General features: G+C 63.4%; 16 protein-coding genes. 12 read left to right on the top strand and 4 right to left on the bottom strand.

Annotation, left to right across the window (positions count from 1 at the left end; all coding sequences use genetic code 11):
• Window positions 1–19 precede the first annotated feature (19 nt).
• The 12 genes from nuoG (at window position 20) to LV28_RS39150 (ending at window position 12,219) form a co-directional block, all read left to right on the top strand.
• Window positions 20–2,332, top strand: coding sequence for an NADH-quinone oxidoreductase subunit NuoG (gene nuoG / locus LV28_RS39205; RefSeq protein WP_038620708.1), 2,313 nt, complete (start codon window positions 20–22; stop codon window positions 2,330–2,332).
• Window positions 2,333–3,397 (top strand): NADH-quinone oxidoreductase subunit NuoH, encoded by a 1,065-nt coding sequence (gene nuoH, locus LV28_RS39200; RefSeq protein ID WP_023596643.1) that lies wholly within the window; start codon window positions 2,333–2,335, stop codon window positions 3,395–3,397. It abuts the gene before it with no gap.
• Between the two features lie 23 nt (window positions 3,398–3,420).
• A complete protein-coding gene (gene nuoI / locus LV28_RS39195; RefSeq protein ID WP_024788717.1) occupies window positions 3,421–3,912 on the top strand; it encodes an NADH-quinone oxidoreductase subunit NuoI in 492 nt (163 codons plus the stop codon).
• An 80-nt stretch (window positions 3,913–3,992) separates the two neighbouring features.
• Window positions 3,993–4,628 carry an NADH-quinone oxidoreductase subunit J gene (locus LV28_RS39190; RefSeq protein WP_023596641.1) on the top strand — a complete coding sequence of 212 codons (636 nt, stop codon included), beginning with the start codon at window positions 3,993–3,995 and terminating at the stop codon, window positions 4,626–4,628.
• 9 nt (window positions 4,629–4,637) lie between these two features.
• Window positions 4,638–4,949: an NADH-quinone oxidoreductase subunit NuoK gene (gene nuoK / locus LV28_RS39185; RefSeq protein WP_023596640.1), complete on the top strand. Its 312-nt coding sequence runs from the start codon at window positions 4,638–4,640 to the stop codon at window positions 4,947–4,949.
• Between the two features lie 17 nt (window positions 4,950–4,966).
• A complete protein-coding gene (nuoL, locus tag LV28_RS39180; RefSeq protein WP_023596639.1) occupies window positions 4,967–7,018 on the top strand; it encodes an NADH-quinone oxidoreductase subunit L in 2,052 nt (683 codons plus the stop codon).
• 18 nt (window positions 7,019–7,036) lie between these two features.
• A complete protein-coding gene (locus LV28_RS39175) occupies window positions 7,037–8,518 on the top strand; it encodes an NADH-quinone oxidoreductase subunit M (RefSeq protein ID WP_023596638.1) in 1,482 nt (493 codons plus the stop codon).
• A 20-nt stretch (window positions 8,519–8,538) separates the two neighbouring features.
• A complete protein-coding gene (gene nuoN, locus LV28_RS39170) occupies window positions 8,539–10,008 on the top strand; it encodes an NADH-quinone oxidoreductase subunit NuoN (RefSeq protein ID WP_023596637.1) in 1,470 nt (489 codons plus the stop codon).
• Window positions 10,009–10,131: 123 nt separating this feature from the next.
• A complete protein-coding gene (locus LV28_RS39165) occupies window positions 10,132–10,443 on the top strand; it encodes a DUF2818 family protein (protein WP_038622371.1) in 312 nt (103 codons plus the stop codon).
• Between the two features lie 78 nt (window positions 10,444–10,521).
• A complete protein-coding gene (locus tag LV28_RS39160) occupies window positions 10,522–11,115 on the top strand; it encodes an NUDIX domain-containing protein (RefSeq protein ID WP_038620711.1) in 594 nt (197 codons plus the stop codon).
• Window positions 11,116–11,185: 70 nt separating this feature from the next.
• Window positions 11,186–11,647, top strand: a complete 462-nt coding sequence (locus LV28_RS39155; RefSeq protein ID WP_038620714.1) for a DUF1178 family protein — start codon at window positions 11,186–11,188, stop codon at window positions 11,645–11,647.
• Between the two features lie 116 nt (window positions 11,648–11,763).
• Window positions 11,764–12,219 (top strand): MaoC family dehydratase, encoded by a 456-nt coding sequence (locus LV28_RS39150; protein ID WP_038620717.1) that lies wholly within the window; start codon window positions 11,764–11,766, stop codon window positions 12,217–12,219.
• A 13-nt stretch (window positions 12,220–12,232) separates the two neighbouring features.
• On the opposite strand, the gene LV28_RS39145 is transcribed toward LV28_RS39150, so the two are convergent.
• The 4 genes from LV28_RS39145 to LV28_RS39130 form a co-directional block, all read right to left on the bottom strand.
• Window positions 12,233–17,083, bottom strand: coding sequence for an Mcf1 protease effector domain-containing protein (locus tag LV28_RS39145; RefSeq protein WP_147291624.1), 4,851 nt, complete (start codon window positions 17,081–17,083; stop codon window positions 12,233–12,235).
• Window positions 17,084–17,415: 332 nt separating this feature from the next.
• The gene (locus LV28_RS39140; protein WP_023596631.1) at window positions 17,416–17,754 is read right to left on the bottom strand and encodes a YegP family protein; all 339 of its coding nucleotides are present in this window, start codon (window positions 17,752–17,754) and stop codon (window positions 17,416–17,418) included.
• Between the two features lie 426 nt (window positions 17,755–18,180).
• Window positions 18,181–18,873 carry a glutathione binding-like protein gene (locus tag LV28_RS39135; RefSeq protein ID WP_025249351.1) on the bottom strand — a complete coding sequence of 231 codons (693 nt, stop codon included), beginning with the start codon at window positions 18,871–18,873 and terminating at the stop codon, window positions 18,181–18,183.
• Window positions 18,874–19,075: 202 nt separating this feature from the next.
• Complete coding sequence (locus LV28_RS39130) at window positions 19,076–20,329, bottom strand: acyl-CoA dehydrogenase family protein (RefSeq protein WP_023596629.1); 1,254 nt, start codon at window positions 20,327–20,329, stop codon at window positions 19,076–19,078.
• Window positions 20,330–20,396: the final 67 nt, after the last annotated feature.

Here is a 20,396-nt window from a genome sequence, read left to right as displayed (position 1 = left end):
CGCTTGGCATTGAACCGCTATGGTTGAAATCGAAATTGACGGCCAAAAGGTCGAGGTGCCCGAAGGCAGCATGGTGATCCAGGCTGCCAAGAAGAACGGCACCTACATTCCCCACTTCTGTTACCACAAGAAGCTCTCCATCGCGGCGAACTGCCGCATGTGCCTGGTCGAGGTCGAGAAGGCCCCGAAGGCCGTGCCGGCCTGCGCCACGCCGGTGGCCAACGGCATGATCGTGCGTACGAACTCCGAGAAGGCTGTGAAGGCACAGCAATCGGTCATGGAGTTCCTGCTGATCAACCACCCGCTCGACTGCCCCATCTGCGATCAGGGCGGTGAATGCCAGCTCCAGGATCTGGCCGTGGGTTACGGCAAGTCGGCATCGCGTTACCAGGAAGAGAAGCGCGTGGTGTTCCACAAGAATGTGGGCCCGCTGATCTCGATGGAAGAGATGTCGCGCTGCATCCACTGCACTCGCTGCGTGCGTTTCGGCCAGGAAGTGGCCGGCGTCATGGAATTCGGCATGCTGGGGCGCGGCGAACACTCGGAAATCACGTCGTTCGTCGGCAAGACGGTCGACTCCGAACTGTCGGGCAACATGATCGACCTGTGCCCGGTCGGTGCGCTCACGTCGAAGCCATTCCGCTACAGCGCCCGCACCTGGGAACTCTCGCGCCGCAAGTCCGTGAGCCCGCACGATGGCGTGGGTGCGAACCTCGTGGTGCAGGTGAAGAACAACAAGGTCATGCGCGTGGTCCCGCTCGAGAACGAAGCGGTCAACGAATGCTGGATTTCGGACAAGGATCGTTTTTCGTACGAAGGTCTGAACAGCGATGATCGCCTGACCAAGCCGATGCTCAAGCAGGGCGGCGAGTGGCACGAAGTCGACTGGCAGACGGCGCTCGAATACGTCGGGCATGGGCTCACCGACATCATCCGCGACCACGGCGCCGACGCCGTTGCCGCGCTGGCGTCGCCGCACGCCACCGTCGAGGAACTGCATCTGCTGCAAAAGTTCGTGCGCGCACTGGGCAGCGAGAACGTCGATTTCCGTCTGCGTCAAACGGACGTTTCGGGCGGCACGCAAGGCGCACCGTGGCTCGGCCTGCCGATCGCCGAGCTCGACAAGCTGCAAAGCGCGCTCGTCGTGGGTTCGTTCCTGCGCAAGGATCATCCGTTGTTCGCTTCGCGACTGCGCTCGGCCGTCAAGGCCGGCGGTCAGCTCAATGTCCTGCACGCGGCGGACGACGATCTGCTTGTGAAGCTCGCCAACAAGATCATCGCGGCGCCGAGCGCCTGGGTGAGCGAGCTTGCCGGTATCGCCGTCGCGGCTGCCGCTGCCAAGGGCGTGGCCGCGCCGGTCGAGCTGGCCGGCGTGAGTGCCAGCGATGCCGCCAAGGCCATCGCCGCATCGCTGGTCAATGGCGAGCGTCGCGCGATTCTGCTGGGCAACGCCGTGGTGCAGCACCCGCAATTCGCACAACTGCACGCCATCGCACAGGTGATCGCCGACATCACGGGCGCATCGCTGGGCTTCCTGACGGAAGGCGCGAACACGGTGGGCGGTCATGTCGTGAAAGCCACGAACGCCAAGGGCGCGGCGGCACTGCTCGCACAACCGCGCCAGGCTTACCTGCTGCTCAACGCCGAGCCGGAATACGACTCGGCCGACGCGAAGCAGGCCCTCGCCGCGCTCAACGCCGCGAAGATGGTCGTCTCGCTCTCGCCGTTCAAGCACGGCCTCGAGTACGCCGACGTGCTGCTGCCGATCGCACCGTTCACCGAGACGGCTGGCACGTTCATCAACGCCGAAGGCCTGCCGCAACACTTCAACGGTGTGGTGCGCGCGCTGGGCGAAACGCGCCCGGGCTGGAAGGTGCTGCGTGTGCTGGGCAACCTCCTCAAGCTGCAAGGCTTCGAGCAGGACACTGCCGAGCAAGTGCGTGACGAAGCGCTCGCCGGCTTCTCGGCAGCGGTGCTCGACAACCGCGCCAAGGCCGCGCTGGTCGCGCCGAAGGCGGCGAGTCAGGGCCTGGAGCGCCTGGCCGATGTGCCGATCTACTCGGCCGACGCCCTGGTGCGCCGTGCCCCGTCGCTGCAACTGACCAACGACGCCAAGGCCGCGCTGCGCGCCACGCTGCCGGCCGCGCTGTTCGACAGCCTCGGCCTGGCCGCCGGCGACGCCGTGCGCGTGCGTCAGGGCGACGCCGTGGTCACGTTGCCGGCCGCGCGCTCGGAATCGCTGCCTGCCAACGTGGTACGCGTACCGGCAGCCACGCCGGCGTCTGCCGCGCTTGGCGCGATGTTCGGTGAAATTTCGGTGGAGAAGGCGTAAATGAGCCTGAACGAAGTCATCAATCAATACGGCACGCAGCTGCTGGGCGTGGCCTGGCCGACGGTGTGGGCACTGGTCCGCATCCTCGTCGTGGCCGTGATCCTGCTGCTGTGCGTGGCGTATCTGATTCTGTGGGAGCGCAAGCTCATCGGCTGGATGCACGTGCGTCTCGGTCCGAATCGCGTGGGCCCGGGCGGGTTGCTCCAGCCGATCGCCGACGTGTTGAAGCTGCTGCTCAAGGAAGTCATTACACCGACGCAGGTCAGCAAGGGCATTTACGCCATTGCGCCGGTGATGGCCGTGCTGCCCGCGTTTGCCATCTGGGCGGTGATCCCGTTCCAGCCGGGCGCCGTGCTGGCCGACGTGAACGCCGGCTTGCTGTACGCCATCGCGATTTCGTCGATCGGTGTGTACGGTGTGATTCTCGCCGGCTGGGCGTCGAACTCGAAATACGCGTTCCTTGGCGCCATGCGTGCGTCGGCGCAGATGATTTCGTATGAAATCGCCATGGGTTTTGCGTTGGTCACGGTGCTGATGACGGCCGGCTCGCTCAACCTGTCGGACATCGTGCGCTCGCAAGAGCACGGTATGTTCGCGGGCATGGGGCTGAACCTGCTGTCGTGGAACTGGCTGCCGCTGTTGCCGATGTTCGTCATCTACTTCGTTTCGGGCATTGCGGAAACGAACCGTCACCCGTTCGACGTGGTGGAAGGCGAATCGGAAATCGTGGCCGGTCACATGATCGAGTACTCGGGCATGGGCTTCGCGCTCTTCTTCCTGGCCGAGTACATCAACATGATCATCATCTCGGCGTTGGCCTCGGTGCTGTTCCTGGGTGGCTGGAGTGCGCCGTTCGGCTTCCTGTCGTTCATCCCGGGCGTGTTCTGGCTCGCGTTCAAGGTGTTCCTGCTGCTGTCGGTATTCATCTGGGTGCGTGCGACGTTCCCGCGCTACCGCTACGACCAGATCATGCGTCTGGGCTGGAAGGTGTTCCTGCCGCTGACGATCGTCTGGGTGATCGTGGTGGGTGTCTGGATCATGTCTCCCTGGAACATCTGGGGCTGAGGCGAACGGAGTAGAGGAATCCCATGGTAAGGGCAATGAAGGACTTTTTCGGCAGTTTCCTGTTGTTGGAACTGCTCAAGGGCATGGCGCTCACGGGGCGCTACACGTTCGCACGCAAGGTAACGGTGCAGTTCCCGGAAGAGAAGACGCCGCTGTCGCCGCGCTTTCGCGGCTTGCATGCGCTGCGCCGCTATCCGAACGGTGAAGAACGCTGCATCGCCTGCAAGCTTTGCGAGGCGGTGTGCCCGGCAATGGCCATCACGATCGAGTCGGATGTGCGCGACGACGGCACGCGCCGTACCACGCGTTACGACATCGATCTGACGAAATGCATTTTCTGCGGCTTCTGTGAAGAGAGCTGCCCGGTGGACTCGATCGTCGAGACCCACATTCTCGAGTATCACGGCGAGAAGCGCGGCGATCTGTACTTCACCAAGGAGATGTTGCTCGCGGTGGGCGATCGTTACGAAAACGAAATCGCGGCGGCCAAGGCGGCCGATGCGCCGTACCGTTAAGCAGGGCAGGGCGCGGCGTCTCGATGGCGCGCCCGGTACGGCAAATTGACGTTGGCTAATTCTCGCGACACCCGGTGATTATGGAATTCACAACCTTTCTTTTCTACGTGTTTGCGCTGATCCTCGTGGTCTCGGGCCTGAAGGTCGTGACCTCGCGCAACCCCGTGCAGTCGGCACTCTTCCTGGTGCTGGCCTTCTTCAACGCCGCGGCGATCTGGATGCTGCTCGAGGCCGAGTTCCTCGCGATCATGCTGGTGCTCGTGTACGTGGGCGCGGTGATGGTGCTGTTCCTGTTCGTGGTGATGATGATCGACATCAACCTCGACGAACTGCGACGCGGCTTCGGCAAGTTCATTCCGCTCGCGAGCGCCGTTGGCGCGATCATGATCGTGGAAGCGGCGCTGGTGCTCATGCGCGGTTACGGTGCCACGCGTGCGCCGGTCAAGGCGGTCTCGGCGCCGGACGTGGCGAACACGAAGGCCCTGGGCATTGCGCTGTACACCGACTATATCTTTGCCTTCGAAGTGGCAGGTCTGATCCTGCTGGTGGCCGTCGTGGCAGCCGTTGCGCTCACGATGCGTAGCCGCAAGGATCACAAACAGACCGACCCGAGCCAGCAGGTGCGCGTGAAGGCGCGCGACCGTGTGCGTCTGGTGTCGATGCCCGCCGAAGCACGGCAGCAGTCCACCGGCGCCGACACGCCGGCGGCGGAATAAGGAGACAGGATGATGTCGTTGTCGCTAGCGCACTACCTGGTGCTTGGCGCGATTCTTTTCGCGATCAGCATTACCGGTATCTTCCTCAACCGCAGAAATGTGATTGTGCTGCTCATGGCCATCGAGCTGATGTTGCTCGCGGTCAATCTGAACTTCGTCGCGTTCTCGCATTACCTGGGCGACATTGCCGGCCAGGTATTCGTGTTCTTCATTCTTACGGTGGCCGCCGCGGAAGCCGCGATCGGTCTGGCCATTCTGGTCACCTTGTTCCGTAAGCTCGAAACGGTCAACGTCGAAGATCTCGACCGCCTCAAGGGTTAACAAAAGCGAACGCTGTTATGGCATCCACATTGAATCCCAACCTGCTGCTCGCGATCCCGCTGGCGCCGCTCGTCGGCTCCGTGATCGCCGGCCTGTTCGGCAAGCAAGTCGGACGCGCGGGCGCCCACACGGTCACGATCCTCGGCGTGCTGGTCGCATTTGTCCTCTCGGTCATGACGTTCATCGACGTCATGAACGGTGCGAGCTTCAACGCCACGGTCTACGAATGGGCCCGCATCGGCGATCTGAAGCTCGAGATCGGCTTCCTCGTCGACACGCTGACCGTCACCATGATGTGCGTGGTGACCTCCGTGTCGCTGATGGTGCACATCTACACCATCGGTTACATGGCCGAAGATCCCGGCTACCAGCGCTTCTTCTCGTACATCTCGCTGTTCACGTTCTCGATGTTGATGCTCGTGATGAGCAACAACTTCCTGCAACTGTTCTTCGGCTGGGAAGCGGTGGGCCTGGTCTCGTACCTGCTGATCGGCTTCTGGTACACGCGTCCGACCGCGATCTACGCCAACATGAAGGCGTTCCTGGTCAACCGTGTCGGCGACTTCGGGTTCCTGCTCGGCATCGGCCTGCTGCTGGCCTTCACCGGCACGCTGAACTACGGGGAAGTGTTCGCCAAGGCCAACGAGGTCGCGGCCCTGTCGTTCCCGGGCACCGACTGGCGCCTGATCACCGTGGCCTGCATCTGCCTGTTCATCGGTGCGATGGGCAAGTCGGCGCAGTTTCCGCTGCACGTCTGGCTGCCTGACTCGATGGAAGGCCCGACCCCGATCTCGGCACTGATCCACGCGGCCACCATGGTGACCGCCGGTATCTTCATGGTGAGCCGCATGTCGCCGCTGTTCGAACTGTCGGACACCGCGCTGTCGTTCATCACGATCATCGGCGCGATCACGGCGTTGTTCATGGGCTTCCTGGGCATGATCCAGAACGACATCAAGCGTGTCGTGGCCTACTCGACGCTGTCTCAGCTCGGTTACATGACGGTCGCGCTCGGCGTGTCGGCCTACCCGGTCGCCATCTTCCACCTGATGACGCACGCGTTCTTCAAGGCGCTGCTGTTCCTCGGCGCCGGCTCCGTCATCATCGGCATGCATCACGATCAGGACATGCGCAACATGGGCGGCCTGTGGAAGTACATGCCGATCACGTGGATCACGTCGCTGCTCGGCTCGCTTGCCCTGATCGGCACGCCGTTCTTCTCGGGCTTCTACTCGAAGGATTCGATCATCGAAGCGGTGGCCGCCTCGCATCTGCCGGGCTCGGGCTTCGCGTACTTCGCCGTGGTCGCCAGTGTGTTCGTCACGGCGTTCTACTCGTTCCGCATGTACTTCCTGGTCTTCCACGGCAAGGAGCGTTTCGGTCAGGCGCACGCGCACCACGATCACGACGCGCACCACGAGGAAGAAGAGGATTCGCACGACCACCATCATGGTCTGGCGCCTGGGCAGAAGCCGCACGAGTCGCCGGCCGTCGTCACGATTCCGCTGATTCTGCTGGCCATCCCGTCGGTCATCATCGGTGCCATCGCGATTGCCCCGATGCTCTTCGGCGACTTCTTCAAGCAGGGCGTGGCGTTCAAGGACGTGATCTTCATCGGCGAGAATCACCCGGCGATGGAAGAGCTCGGCCAGGAGTTCCACGGCTGGGTGGCGATGGCGCTGCACTCGTTCGGCACGCTGCCGATCGCGCTGTCGGCGCTGGGCATTCTCCTCGCGGCATTCTTCTATCTGAAGCGTCCGGACATTCCGGAAGCGCTGAAGAACCGGTTCTCGGGCATCTACAACCTGCTCGACAACAAGTACTACATGGACAAGATCAACGAAGTGGTCTTCGCCAAGGGCGCGCTCAAGATCGGCCGCGGCCTGTGGAAGGCGGGCGATCAGGGTCTCATCGACGGCGCCGTGGTCAATGGCAGCGCGCGCCTGGTGGGCTGGTTCGCCGGTGTCATCCGCTTCGTGCAATCCGGTTACATCTACCACTACGCGTTCGCCATGATCATCGGCATGCTCGGGCTCCTGACGCTGTTTGTGACGTTGAACGGCAAGTAATAGGGGGAGCCAATAACAATGCAATCGCTACCGCTTCTGAGTCTGGCCATCTGGCTGCCCATCATTTCGGGGATCGTTGTCCTCGCGGTGGGTAACGACCGCAACCCGGGCGGCGCACGTGTGCTGTCGCTCATCGGTTCGCTGGCCAGCTTTCTGGTCACGTTGCCGCTGATCTCGAACTTCAACGCCGATACGGCCGCGTTCCAGTTCGTCGAGAAATCGAGCTGGATCGAACGCTTCCATATCAACTACTTCCTTGGCATCGACGGCATCTCGCTGTGGCTGGTGGTGCTCACGGCGCTCATCACGGTCATCGTGGTGATCGCGGGCTGGGAAGTGATCACCGAGCGCGTGGCGCAGTACATGGCCGCGTTCCTGATCCTGTCGGGCCTGATGATCGGCGTGTTCTCGGCGCAGGACGGCCTGCTGTTCTACGTGTTCTTCGAAGCCACGCTGATCCCGATGTACCTGATCATCGGCGTGTGGGGCGGTCCGAACCGTGTGTACGCGGCTTTCAAGTTCTTCCTGTACACGCTGCTCGGTTCGCTGCTGATGCTCGTCGCGCTGATCTATCTGTACAACGTGACGGGCTCGTTCACGCTGACGGACTGGTACGCCGCGAAGCTGCCGATGAACGTGCAGATCCTGCTGTTCGTGGCCTTCTTCATGGCTTTCGCCGTGAAGGTGCCGATGTGGCCGGTGCACACCTGGCTGCCCGACGCCCACGTGGAAGCGCCGACGGGCGGCTCGGTGGTGCTGGCCGCCATCATGCTCAAGCTCGGCGCCTACGGTTTCCTGCGCTTTTCGCTGCCGATCGCGCCGGACGCGAGTCACTACCTGTCGGGCTTCATGATCGCGCTTGCGCTGATCGCCGTGGTCTACATCGGCCTGGTGGCCCTGGTGCAGACGGACATGAAGAAGCTGGTGGCGTACTCGTCGATCGCGCACATGGGTTTTGCGATTCTCGGCTTCTTCATGTTCAGCGAAATCGGCATGCAAGGCGCGCTGGTGCAGATGATCTCGCACGGTTTCGTGTCGGGCGCCATGTTCCTGTGTATCGGCGTGCTGTATGACCGCATGCACTCGCGCAACATCGCCGACTACGGCGGTGTGGTGAACACGATGCCGAAGTTCGCGGCGCTGTTCATGCTCTTCGCGATGGCCAACAGCGGTCTGCCGGCGACGTCGGGCTTCGTGGGCGAATTCCTGGTGATCCTTGGCGCCGTGAAGCTGAACTTCTGGGTCGGCCTGCTGGCGGCGACCTCGCTGATCACCGGTGCCGCGTATTCGCTGTGGATGTACAAGCGCGTGATTTTCGGCGCCATTGCCAACGATCACGTGCGCGAACTGGTCGACGTCAACAAGCGCGAGTTCTTCATGCTGGCCGTGCTGGCTGCGCTGACGCTGTTCATGGGTATCTATCCGAAGCCCTTCACCGACCTGATGCACACCTCAGTGGTTAACCTCCTCGCCCACGTGGCGCAGACCAAGCTGCCGTAATCGGGGAGGAAATCTAGATCATGCAAAACATCAATCTGCTGCCTGCGCTGCCCGAGGCCATCCTGCTGCTCATGATCCTCGTGATCATGATGTGCGACGCGTTCCTCGGCCAGACGCGCAAGCTGAACTACGTGCTGGCGCTGCTGACCAGCGCGGTCGTCTCCGTGCTGTGGGCGTGCAATGCCGCCGACCCGGCATCGCATTACCTGTTCGGCAACGTGTTCGTGGCCGACCCGATGTCGAATCTGCTCAAGGCCTTCGGCGGCCTGGCAACGTTCGTCACGTTCATCTACGGTCAGAAGTATCTCGAAGCGCGCGGTCTTGCCCGTGGCGACTTCTACGTCCTCAGCCTGTTCTCGCTGCTGGGCCTGTCGGTGATGATCTCGGGCAACAACTTCCTGACGCTGTATCTCGGTCTGGAGCTGATGTCGCTGTCGCTGTATGCGCTGGCCGCCGTCTGGCGCGAATCGACGAACGCGACCGAGTCGGCCATGAAGTACTACGTGCTGGGTGCGCTGGCTTCGGGCTTCCTGCTGTACGGCATGTCGATGATGTACGGCGCGACCGGTTCGCTCGAACTGGCCAAGGTCTTCGAGGTGATCGCCTCCGGCGCGGTGAACAAGATCGTGCTGGTGTTCGGCGTGGTGTTCATCGTCGCCGGTCTGGCGTTCAAGCTGGGCGCCGCACCGTTCCACATGTGGGTGCCCGACGTCTACCAGGGGGCACCGACGCCCGTCACGCTGCTCATCGGCGGCGCGCCGAAGCTGGGTGCGTTCGCGCTGCTGCTGCGTTTGCTCGTCGAAGGCATGCTGCCGCTGGCGCTCGACTGGCAACAGATGCTGATCATCCTGTCGGTGCTCTCGCTGGTGGTCGGTAACCTGACGGCGATCGTGCAGACCAACGTCAAGCGTCTGCTGGCTTACTCGACGATCTCGCACATGGGTTTCGTGCTGCTCGGCATGCTCGCGGGCGTGGTCGGCGGCAAGATCGACGGCATCGCCGACGCTTACGGTTCGTCGCTGTTCTACAGCGTGATCTACCTGCTCACGACGCTCGGCACCTTCGGTATCGTGCTGCTGCTCTCGCGTCAGGGCTTCGAAGCCGAGAACCTCTCGGATCTGAAGGGCCTGAACCAACGCAGCCCGTGGTTTGCGTTCGTCATGCTGATGCTGATGTTCTCGCTCGCGGGCATTCCGCCGCTGGCAGGCTTCTATGCCAAGCTGGCCGTGCTGCAGGCGGTGGTCAAGGCCGGCATGGTGTGGCTGGCGGTCGTGGCGGTCATCGCTTCGCTGATCGGCGCGTTCTACTACCTGCGTGTCGTGAAGCTCATGTACTTCGACAAGCCGGAAGACACCAACGCACTGCAAGGCAGCGGTACGATGCGCTTCGTGCTGTCGCTCAACGGCCTGGCGTTGCTGTATCTCGGCCTGATGCCCGGCTCGCTGATGGACTGGTGCCTGCGCACCATCAAACTGACGCTGGCCAGCTGAGCGGGCGAACGTCGGACCAGAGACGGTGCGGTGATGCGGGGGGCGGATCGACCGCGTCGCCGCCCGTCGAAAGAAAGAACGAACGAAAGAAAGAACGGACTGACGGAGACAACAGCGATGGGCATGTCGGCAGGTGGTACGCTCGTGATTCTGCTGGCCTTGCTGGGGGCGAACCTGCCGTTCGTGAACCAGCGCCTGTTCGGCGTGATCGCGCTACGGCGCGGGGTCAAGCCGTTGTGGTGGCGTCTGATCGAGATGGTGGTGGCGTACTTCGTAGTCGGCGCGCTGGGCTACCTGATCGAGGCCGGCATCGGCAATGTGTTCACGCAGGGATGGGAGTTTTACGCCGTGACGGCGAGTCTGTTCGTCGTGTTCGCGTTTCCGGGCTTCGTCTACCGGTATTTGTGGCGTCATCGACCGGCGGCTGCCGCCTGAGATGTCTGCTTCGCAAGACGCCGCCCATTGGGCGGCGTTTTGTTTTGGGATCGCCAATTTTTTTGCCGTGGAGGGCATATGACCCAACGTCAAGTCGACGACCAGCATTTGATCGAGTCGCGTCTCGCGACCGATACGGTGTACGAGGGTGCGTTTCTGACCATCAAGCGCGATACGGTGCGTTTGCCGGATGGCAAGCAGGCGGTGCGCGAATATACGACGCACCCGGGCGCGGTCATGGTGATTCCGCTGTTCGAAGACGGGCAGGTGCTCATGGAGCGCCAGTATCGCTATCCGCTCGAGCGCGTGATGACGGAGCTGCCGGCGGGCAAGCTCGATGACGCCGAAGGCGGGCTGGCCTGCGGCCAGCGCGAGCTGCTCGAGGAGACGGGGTACCGGGCGGGACGTTGGGATTACCTCACGCGCATTCACCCGGTGATCTCCTATTCGACCGAGTTCATCGACATCTGGCTGGCGCGCGATCTGTCGCACGGCGAGCAGAAACTCGACGAAGGCGAGTTCCTGGACGTCTTCAGGATGCCCGCCACCGAATTGCTGCAATGGGTGCGCGACGGCCGTATTACCGACGTCAAAACGATCATCGGCGCGTTCTGGCTGGAAAAGATATTATCTGGAGTCTGGCAGCCGAACGAGCGTTCGCCGCTGCGCTGATTTCCGGTCATTTTTCGATCCCGCGCCCTGGCGCACCTGCGTGGCAGGGCGGGAGCACAAGCATCGCGTCATGAAGGTTTTTGATCTGCGTTGTGCCCATGAGCACACCTTCGAGGGCTGGTTCGGCTCGGAGGATGACTATCTTTCGCAACAGGCGCGCGGCCTCGTCGCGTGTCCGGTCTGTGGCGACACGGCGGTGGCACGCATGCCGTCGGCGCCGCGATTGAACCTGTCTGGTGCCACGTCGCGCACCGACCCGGTCCCGGCGGGCGACTCGCGGCAGCCGACCGCGGTGGAGGCGCATCGCGCGTTGCAGACCCTCTGGATGAAGGCAGTGCGCCATGTGATCGCGAACACCGAGGACGTCGGCAGTCATTTCGCCGAAGAGGCGCGCAAGATCCATTATCAGGAAGCCCCGGAGCGTAACATTCGCGGCACTGCCTCGCGTGAAGACGCGGAAGCGCTTGCCGAGGAGGGCATCGACATCATGGCATTGCCCTTGCCCGACAGTGTGAAGGAAACGCTGCAATAGTCGCTCGGCTGTCTCGTATCGGTATCGAGATCAGTGTCCAGGAGAATTCGTTGCGCACGGCGCCTTGCACCCCACGACCCGTGCATCGTTGCAGACACGAGAAGCAGGAGGATGGAATGACAGCGCTTGAGTATTACTTCGAAGACTTTTCCGTGGGCGACACTTTCGATCTCGGGGAATACACATTCACGGCCGAGGAGATCGTGCGCTTCGCGCAGCAGTTCGATCCGCAGCCGTTCCACATCGACGAAGTGGCCGGAGCGCAATCGCACTTCGGGGGCCTTGTGGCCAGCGGATGGCACACTTGCGGGATCATGATGCGGCTCAACGTCGACAAGTTGCTGTCACGCTCGTCGAGCATGGGCTCGCCGGGGGTCGAGCAGATCGAATGGCTCAAGCCGGTGCGCCCGGGCGACACCCTCAGCGTGACGAGCAGTACGTTGGAAGTGCGTGAATCGAAGAGCCGGCCAGACCGGGGAATCGTGCGCCAGCTGTGGACCGCGACCAATCAGCACGGGGAGGAAGTGTGCCGGTTTCGCGGCACCGGCCTGTATCGGAAGCGCGGCGCCTGAGCGCCAACGTCGCTCACCCGGGCGCGGCGCGCACGACCTCCATCACCGTCTTGCCGCCGACATCGACCTCCGCGAGCGCCTTGAGATGGACCCGCCTGACGGAGAATTGCCAGACGCCGCCGCTATCGAACGCCCGGTACAGCCTTGGCAGGTCGTGTCGTTGGAGGTGTGCGGCAAATGCGGCAACGGCATCCGCGATGCGTGAGAACTCTGCCAATCCGAAGTTGGGGTCGTAGAAGACCGACTTGTCCGGCGTCACCATTACTGACAGCGAATGTGCGCACGTGCTGACGATATAGGTGGCGTGCGTCGGACCGCTGCGGATGGCATCGCTGAGTGAGCCGATGTCGCGCAGCCCCAGGTTCGTTTCCGCCACGCTGGCGGCCTCGTTGGAGTGCAGCTTCGCCAGTTGCTGCCGCAATTCGAGCGCTTCGCTCGACTTGGGCGCGAGCACGGCGCGTTCGAGCTTCGCGACCAATTCGCCTTCGCGCCCCGCGTGCCGTGCCACGGCCATCAGACGCACCAGCGGCAGGCAGAACCCCGTGTGGCCATCGCCGTTGGTGTTGACGTAGGCGGACTGAGGCAGTGCGGTGAATTTTCCCCCGGCATCGCGAATCTCGCTGGCAACGATGCGCGAGCTCATCGCCGCACGTAGCGTTGCCTCGGCGCGTTCAGCCTCTTCGATTCTGCGCGACAGAATGCCCAGAAGCCGGGGGTCGGTCAGCGACGGGTCGACGAAATCCAGTTTAAGGAGTTCCGACGGTCTGGCCGTGTCCGATGGCAATAGCGGGCTTTGTTGGGCATCACGGCGCCCGGCCGCGAATGCAGCTCGACGCTCGAGCGATGCCGATTGGCGCTGTGCGGTGAGTTTCGAGCGGTAGCCGAGATCCAGGAACTTTCGGTTTACCGCCTCGTGAAAGACGGTTTCCTGCGCGGCATGTGAGGCTGGTGCGATGGCTGGCGTGTCGTCGAGATACCACTCGTAGTGTTCATTCTGCCGAACCTGGGGCCCGGGCGTTGTTGGGTTTCCGGTGTCGACCATCTGCCATGTTCGTTCCTGCGCGCAATATTCGACATCGAAATACTGATCGCCGGAGCGCAGCACCATGCCGTGTTCGCCGCGATAGAGGTTCGGCATGAGTTCTCGCAGGCGTCCCAGGGGCGTGGCGGTCACGAAGCGCTGCAGGCGGCTGCGCAACGCGGCATTGGCCGTGTAGTACCAACCGATCGGAATGCCGCATGCGCCAATGACCAGCGAGTTCACGGCGGCTTCGCGAATCCTCGAATCTTCGAAGGCGAGCGAAGTAGCGCCGATGAACAAATTCCCCATCGAAAGGGCCAGATGCAGTGGTGTCATCCCCGGCAAGGGAGCGCGCATGAAGGTGCCCATGCCGGTGACAAAATTCGTCGTGGCCATCCAGTGCAGCAGGGTGGCCAGAGATCCCCCGACTTCACGAAGTGAGCCTGATGGTCGGCTTTCCGTTTCCGCCCTCGCCCGAAACGTTTGCGAATAGGCCTGGAAGGGATCGCCACGGATCGGGACGATGGATGTCTCGAGTCCGTCCGGCGGGAAGCGGGCGTCGGGCGTCGTGATGGCGGAGATGCCCTTCTCATTTGCATTGCGCCGATCGACAACGGTAAACGCACCGGCCAACCGTTGGCGGCTGTCGGGGTCGCGAATCTGGCTGAGCAGCCAGTGGTGAAGCTGACCTTGTGTTTCGACCGCCGCCATTGTGCCGGGCAGCAGGCCCGGCGCATACACGAGCCGCCAGCCGGAGCGCATGTCGGCGAAGATCTGGATATCCGAGACGGCGGTGCCAACGCGTAGCCACCCGATCTCGATGCCGGCGGGTGGGGGAAGTGGCGTGTCGATTCCATCGAGATCCAGTGTGTGCGACTGGCTCACGCCAGCGATTCTTTGCGCGATATTCGCTGCCGGTGCGGGCAAACGGCCATCCTGCGCTTGCACGAACGATTCGATGATGAACGCGCCTTTGAGAGATCGGTATATGTCGTGCGATTGCTGTGACCAGAATGCGTCGAAAAGATCGCATTGCCGGTTGATGAAGGCGTTCACGTCGACGGCTGCGAGTAATGTCGCGGGTGTCAACTGCCCAATGGCCATCGGTCTTGCCCCGACGGGATGCTCATCCATGGAGAACATCGCCACGGTGTGCGCAGGCAGCGTCGCCTGCCGGCTGCCGCTCGCCAGACCGGTCATCAGTTGCTGCAGGGAGGAGGTTTCGACGCATTGCAACCGGCGCTTCGCGGACATGGCCGGCTGTCCCGACGCCGACATGCCACTGCGATAGATGTGCAGATAGACGCGGGACGCATCGATCGTCACACCTGCCAGGCGGTCGACGAGGTTGGCCATGTACTGCCCGGCGCCCGCATCGATATCCGGCAACGCCGCCGATAACGCCAGACGCAACTGACCAAGTTGGCGCACTTGCTGCATTGTCCGTAGATCGACCGTCAGACGCTCACCGCGTTTGAGCGCCTCCGGGGGATATCTGTGCGGAAATCCGGTCTCGGCGGGTGACGCGTCGTGGGTCGACGTGGCGCTGGTATCGGTTGCGGTGCCCGCCAGCCACGATATCCATTCCTCACTGCGACGATCGTCGAGCCGATGCGGATCGCTGCGGGCCTCGTCGCGACGGATCACGTCGACGCTGGTCTGCACGGACATTTGCAGAATGTCGCCGTGCCACATCTGGAACGTGATGCGCCCGGGAGGATGCGCCGCGCCGACATGCTGCGCGTCCAGCGGCAGGCGCCGTACGAGCTCGCGGTACAGACGTGACGCGTTGCCACGTGCCACGTCGGCCAGAAGGCTGTCCATGGACGCGTACTCCCGGAGCGGCCATTCGCTGCCCGGAACGACCATGAGTACGCGTTGCCGATGCCTGGTGAGCGTCGACGGACTCTCGGAAATCGCGAACATGCCGGCCGGGTGCACAGGTGAATCCTGCCCGGGAAACTCGATCGCTATGCCGTATCCTTTGACGTGGCTCAGGGCGCTGTCGAGCGAATCCGAGCGTTGGGCCGCGCTGGGGGCGTATGCCACGATCTGCGCGAGGGTCAGCCCGTCGATGGAGAGCTGTCCGGCGTTATACGCGAGCACTGATTCTTGTTCGAGCGCGTTCCGCGCGCATTCGTATATCGATGTCAGGCCGGCCGCATCGATGCTTGACGTTGCCATCGCCCCAAGGTTTGCCTCCCAGCGCGCCCGGCTCAGGCCGATGGCCGCGACGAAGCCGTCCACGGACAGGTCGGCGAACTCGTCGGAAGGCAGGGCATACGGGTGGTCGGTGACATTGCGTGTATAGATCCCATACGCCAGCGTCGTGTCGTGCACCCGATCGCTCCCGGCGAAGAATCGGGACGCGGCTTCCGACAGCGTGATCGAGTCAAGCAGTCCCCGGCGTGCGAAGGTGCCTGCGGGCAGGTGCAGGTGTATTGGGCGAACGAAATACCGGAACCGGTTGAGATACAACGCGTCGGGATCGAACGGTGTCTTGCCCGGTGCCAGGCGCTGTACCAGTCCCTCGTGGAGCAACTTCCGCAGGTTCAGCATGGGCGCGAGCGTCTCCGAGACCCGCCTGCGCGCGTCGTCACGCTCGGTCTGGGTTTCTGCGAGCGCGGTGATGCGTTGAACGGCTTCCGATGCTTCCCACGGGGCGCTCCAGGTCCCGCCAGTGCGCGATGAAGGGTGATGATGGGATGCATGCCGTATGCGATGCGCGGCAGTCGCTTCGGACGAGCGGGCATCGGACAAGGTGGGCGAGGCTGGTGCGATCGCGTCAGCGGCGGGGAACCGCAGGGGATCGTAGGCGAGTGCCTGTTGCCCGATCTGACCGGCAGCATCGGCGAGCGTAGCCAGACACGCGTCCACGGCATTGCCGATGACCTCGCGCAACGCCATGGCGCCCGTGGCACCCGATGACTCCGGAGAAGACGGGCCGGACGCGGTGTCGCTTGCGGCGCGGGCGTCCTTGGCGTGTGAGCGAGGAACGGCGCGGTCGACGCGCCATCTTTGTTGCTCCATTGCGAAGGCGTCGGCGAAGCGAAGGTCTCGTGCGAATTGTCGCGACTGACACACGTGCAGCGGTTCGGCGCAACCGATCTCCCTCACGATCTGCGTCACGCCCGCGTAAGCGTAAAGCAGTCCGGTAAGGGTGCCCACCGCGCCATGCCGTTCCAGGCGAAGCAGGGGAGGCCCCGCGCTGAAAGTTTGCGCGAGGGGATGTGCCCACGGCGCAAGATCATGCCCGTCACAGCGGGGATCGTGGCCGCTGCCCGCAAGGAGGCACCAGCGAAAGGCGTCGCGCACGCGATGCACCCAACGGTCGCCGGGCGCCTCGACGTCGTGCGTGTCGGAGGAGATCCCGCGCGTCGCTGCTCGTTCGAAGGAGCGTTGAATGCTGCGAAGATTGCGCGTCGACGTCACTCGCCTCGCGATTTCTTCCAGCGTCTCATAGGGACGGCGCGCGGCCAACGCCCGTTCCCATGTAGCGGCAATGTCGTGAGACAGCTCGGGGAACGTGTTGAGCGCGTCGACGAGTTGATCGATATCCCCCTCGAGAAATTGTGCGATGTCGTCCATGGGCGCATCGCTCAGCAACAGTGGCAGGCTGGTGCGAATGCCGGCGTGTGCGCGATAGACATCCTCCAGCGCTGACTTCCAGCGCAGCACTTCGGTGTGCGGCGTCGTGATGTAGAGCGACCGGAGGATGTCAGTCCCATTGACCTCATCAGCCGGATGCGCCGCCACCGTCGATCCGGGGAGCGCGAGATCGCGAGAGCGGTCACTTGCCACCGGGAGTGGCACGACTGTCGGGCAGGCATTGAGACGAGGCATGCGATATCGACTTTGGCGAGAAGGGATCGGGCGTTCGCGCAATGGCGACGAGGCACGAACGTGGTCCGCGCCATGTTGGTGGCGCCCCCCCGGCAAGGACTACCAGATATCGCTTGTCCGCGAGTGACGACGGCCGGCACGCCGCTTCAGGCATGTCGGGAATTCGCGCTCAAGGAAGGGGACGAATCGGGCAAAAGGCAGACAATCGCGAGGGCTGCCAGGCGGCGCATTTGCTCACGTTGAGCCGTAGTGCGCGGTCACGTTCAGACCGTGCATATTACCGATCGCGGGAAGTCGAACCGCGCCGCGCCAATGCGACAGGATCACAACGATCAGGTATGCGACAAATCGCTCACCGACGCCGCCGGCGCATCGCGTTTGACTTGCGAGATGCCATCTTCCATCTGATCGGCGGTCGAGAACATCTGGCTTTGACCGATGATCTCGCCATTGCGGGCCTTGAGCACGAAATACGGTCGGCCGGATGTTGATGTCTTGCGCTCGAACCGGTGGTCGTCGACGGCGTTCTTGCGCACGGACTCGATGCCGTTTTGCGCCGACGCGCGCGCCTTGTAGGTCTCGGAGGAGAGAATGATCTGCCCGCTGTCGGCCAGCAGGTGAAAGTGGAATTCACCGTTGGGGCTGCGCTTGAGTTCGAACTTGCCTGACATATGTGGATCTCCCGGATCTTCCAAAAGCCAGCGGCGAGGAACTGCGAACGGCTGAGGGCCGGCGGTGTATGGCCGGCGCCGGGCGTTGCCGATGCATCCAGAATCGAGCCGGTCCGAGGCAATTGGCACCGGCGCGCCGGCTTCACCCTTGTCCGTAGGGCGTACGCACCGTGTGGACAGCGCCTAGATTAGCACCGCCCGCGCCCGGACGAAACCGCACTTTGTTTCGAAGTGTAAACCCTGCCATGTGCTGCAGCGCCGCAGCGGCCAATCGCCGGCGTGCCGGCGTACCGGCCGCGGATCGTCCGGCGATCTTCCCCCCTTGGCGCAGGGATCCCGGGCGGATCGTTGCTCCGGCGTCGGCCTGCCCCTGACATTGCCCTGCGGCAGGCCCGACATCGCCCGATCGTCGGCGGCACATAACACTCAGCGTCGCGCGTACTGCGTGGCACCGAACAGGATTTCACGGGCCTTGTCGTCCTGCAGCGGCTTACGGGCGTCGGCGAGCACTTTCACACCGCGCTGCACCGCCGGGCGCGCTTCGATCGCCTCGAACCATTTCTGCACATTGGGATAATCGGACAACTCCACGCCCTGATTTTTCCAGGAGCGCAGCCACGGCCAGATCGCGATGTCCGCGATGGTGTACATGTCGCCCGCCACATAGGGGTGTTGCCCCAGACGCTTGTCGAGCACCCCATAAAGCCGGCGCGCCTCGTTCGTGTAGCGCTTGATCGCGTAGTCGATCTTCTCGGGAGCGTAGATGCGGAAATGGTGCGCCTGGCCAAGCATCGGCCCCACGCCGCCCATCTGGAACATCAGCCATTCCAGCGTCTCGTACTTGCCGCGCACGTCCTCGGGAAGGAATCGTCCGGTCTTGCCCGCCAGATAGAGCAGGATAGCCCCGGATTCGAAGAGGGAAATGGGCTTGCCGTCGGGACCGTCCTCGTCGACGATGGCCGGGATCTTGTTGTTCGGGGAGATGGCGAGAAATTCTTCCTTGAACTGGTCGCCCGCGCCGATATCGACGGCATGGGCGTGGTACGGCAAGCCGCACTCCTCGAGCATGATGTGGACCTTGTGGCCGTTCGGCGTGGCCCAGGAATAGACCTGAATCAATTGCGACTCCTCGTGGGGCCGTCTGGGGCGCCGCCACGCGGGCGGACGACCGTCTCCCCGGCCAGCGCTGCGACGATCCCGCCAGGCGCCCGGCACGGTGACGACACGGATGACGAAACAGGACGAGGGCGCGCGTCAGGCGCCCTCGGGAAAACTGCCCGGAAATTACACCACAGAACGTTTTTCCCTGCCGGACGCGGGGTCAGCCTCGTGCCACGCCCGCCGAAGCGTCGTCGTCGGCCGCCATGTGGCGTGCCAGTTCCAGCTTGGCGATGGCGTTGCGATGCACCTCGTCGGGGCCATCGGCAAAGCGCAGCGTGCGTGCGCTCGCGTAGGCGTACGCGAGCGGAAAATCACCCGACAGCCCAGCCGCTCCGTGCGCCTGCATCGCCCAGTCGAGCACCTGGCACGCCATGTTGGGCGCCACGACCTTGATCATGGCGATCTCGGCGCGCGCCGCCTTGTTGCCTACGGTATCCATCATGTACGCCGCCTTGAGCGTGAGCAGACGCGCCTGCTCGATCAGGCAGCGCGCCTCGGCAATGCGCTCGCGTGTGACGCCCTGCGCGGCGATCGGCTTGCCGAACGCCACCCGGGAGAGCGTGCGTTGGCACATGAGGGACAAGGCGCGCTCGGCCAGGCCGATGAGTCGCATGCAATGGTGGATGCGTCCCGGCCCGAGGCGGCCTTGCGCGATCTCGAAGCCACGGCCCTCGCCGAGCAGGATGCTGCTGGCCGGGACGCGAACGTCGTCGAGCACGATTTCCATGTGGCCGTGCGGCGCGTCGTCGTAACCGAACACGGTGAGCGGACGCACGCGCGAGACACCCTTCGCATCCGCCGGCACCAGAATCATCGACTGCTGCGCATGTTTCGGCGCGTCCGGGTCGGTCTTGCCCATCACGATATAAAGCGCGCAGCGCGGGTCGCCCGCACCGGTCGACCACCACTTGCGTCCGTTGATGACATAGTCGTCGCCGTCGCGACGAATCCGGCATTGCACATTGGTGGCATCGGACGATGCCACGTCCGGCTCGGTCATGAGAAACGCGGACCGGATCTCGCCGCGCAGCAGTGGCGCCAGCCATTGCGCCTTCTGGGCGTCCGTGGCGTAGCGCTCCAGCGTTTCCATGTTGCCGGTGTCGGGCGCATTGCAATTGAAAACCTCGGGCGCCCACGGCACCTGTCCCATGATCTCGCACAGTGGCGCGTATTCGACGTTCGTGAGGCCAGCGCCGCGCGCGGAGTCGGGCAGGAAGAGATTCCAGAGCCCCGCCTTCCGTGCCAGCGGCTTGAGGCGTTCGATGACCTGCGACGGTTGCCAGGCGTCGCCCTGACGCCGCGCGATGTCGATTTCCTCGAGATAGCGGCGCTCGTTCGGAAAGATGTGTTCATCGAAGAACGCGCTCAGACGCGCGCGCAACGCGTCGACTTTGGGGCTGTAGCTGAAATCCATGACGTCTCCGGTCAGTGGCGGACTACGGGTGCGAAGGGCATGCGAAGTCTTTGCAAATCAAGGTCGG

The organism is Pandoraea pnomenusa (assembly GCF_000767615.3).
GTDB lineage: Bacteria > Pseudomonadota > Gammaproteobacteria > Burkholderiales > Burkholderiaceae > Pandoraea > Pandoraea pnomenusa.
The sequence above is the reverse complement of the archived record's forward strand: the minus strand, read 5'-3'. Positions and strand labels throughout refer to the sequence as shown.

What these genes read in the sequence shown, in the direction of transcription:
- LV28_RS39190 (WP_023596641.1), top strand. Translation starts at nt 3,993, where the DNA reads ATGGAATTCACAACCTTTCTTTTCTACGTGTTTGCGCTGATCCTCGTG.
- nuoH (WP_023596643.1), top strand. Translation starts at nt 2,333, where the DNA reads ATGAGCCTGAACGAAGTCATCAATCAATACGGCACGCAGCTGCTGGGC.
- LV28_RS39160 (WP_038620711.1), top strand. Translation starts at nt 10,522, where the DNA reads ATGACCCAACGTCAAGTCGACGACCAGCATTTGATCGAGTCGCGTCTC.
- LV28_RS39165 (WP_038622371.1), top strand. Translation starts at nt 10,132, where the DNA reads ATGTCGGCAGGTGGTACGCTCGTGATTCTGCTGGCCTTGCTGGGGGCG.
- LV28_RS39145 (WP_147291624.1), bottom strand. Translation starts at nt 17,083, where the DNA reads ATGCCTCGTCTCAATGCCTGCCCGACAGTCGTGCCACTCCCGGTGGCA.
- LV28_RS39150 (WP_038620717.1), top strand. Translation starts at nt 11,764, where the DNA reads ATGACAGCGCTTGAGTATTACTTCGAAGACTTTTCCGTGGGCGACACT.
- LV28_RS39130 (WP_023596629.1), bottom strand. Translation starts at nt 20,329, where the DNA reads ATGGATTTCAGCTACAGCCCCAAAGTCGACGCGTTGCGCGCGCGTCTG.
- LV28_RS39175 (WP_023596638.1), top strand. Translation starts at nt 7,037, where the DNA reads ATGCAATCGCTACCGCTTCTGAGTCTGGCCATCTGGCTGCCCATCATT.
- nuoI (WP_024788717.1), top strand. Translation starts at nt 3,421, where the DNA reads ATGGTAAGGGCAATGAAGGACTTTTTCGGCAGTTTCCTGTTGTTGGAA.
- nuoN (WP_023596637.1), top strand. Translation starts at nt 8,539, where the DNA reads ATGCAAAACATCAATCTGCTGCCTGCGCTGCCCGAGGCCATCCTGCTG.
- nuoL (WP_023596639.1), top strand. Translation starts at nt 4,967, where the DNA reads ATGGCATCCACATTGAATCCCAACCTGCTGCTCGCGATCCCGCTGGCG.
- nuoK (WP_023596640.1), top strand. Translation starts at nt 4,638, where the DNA reads ATGATGTCGTTGTCGCTAGCGCACTACCTGGTGCTTGGCGCGATTCTT.
- LV28_RS39140 (WP_023596631.1), bottom strand. Translation starts at nt 17,754, where the DNA reads ATGTCAGGCAAGTTCGAACTCAAGCGCAGCCCCAACGGTGAATTCCAC.
- nuoG (WP_038620708.1), top strand. Translation starts at nt 20, where the DNA reads ATGGTTGAAATCGAAATTGACGGCCAAAAGGTCGAGGTGCCCGAAGGC.
- LV28_RS39155 (WP_038620714.1), top strand. Translation starts at nt 11,186, where the DNA reads ATGAAGGTTTTTGATCTGCGTTGTGCCCATGAGCACACCTTCGAGGGC.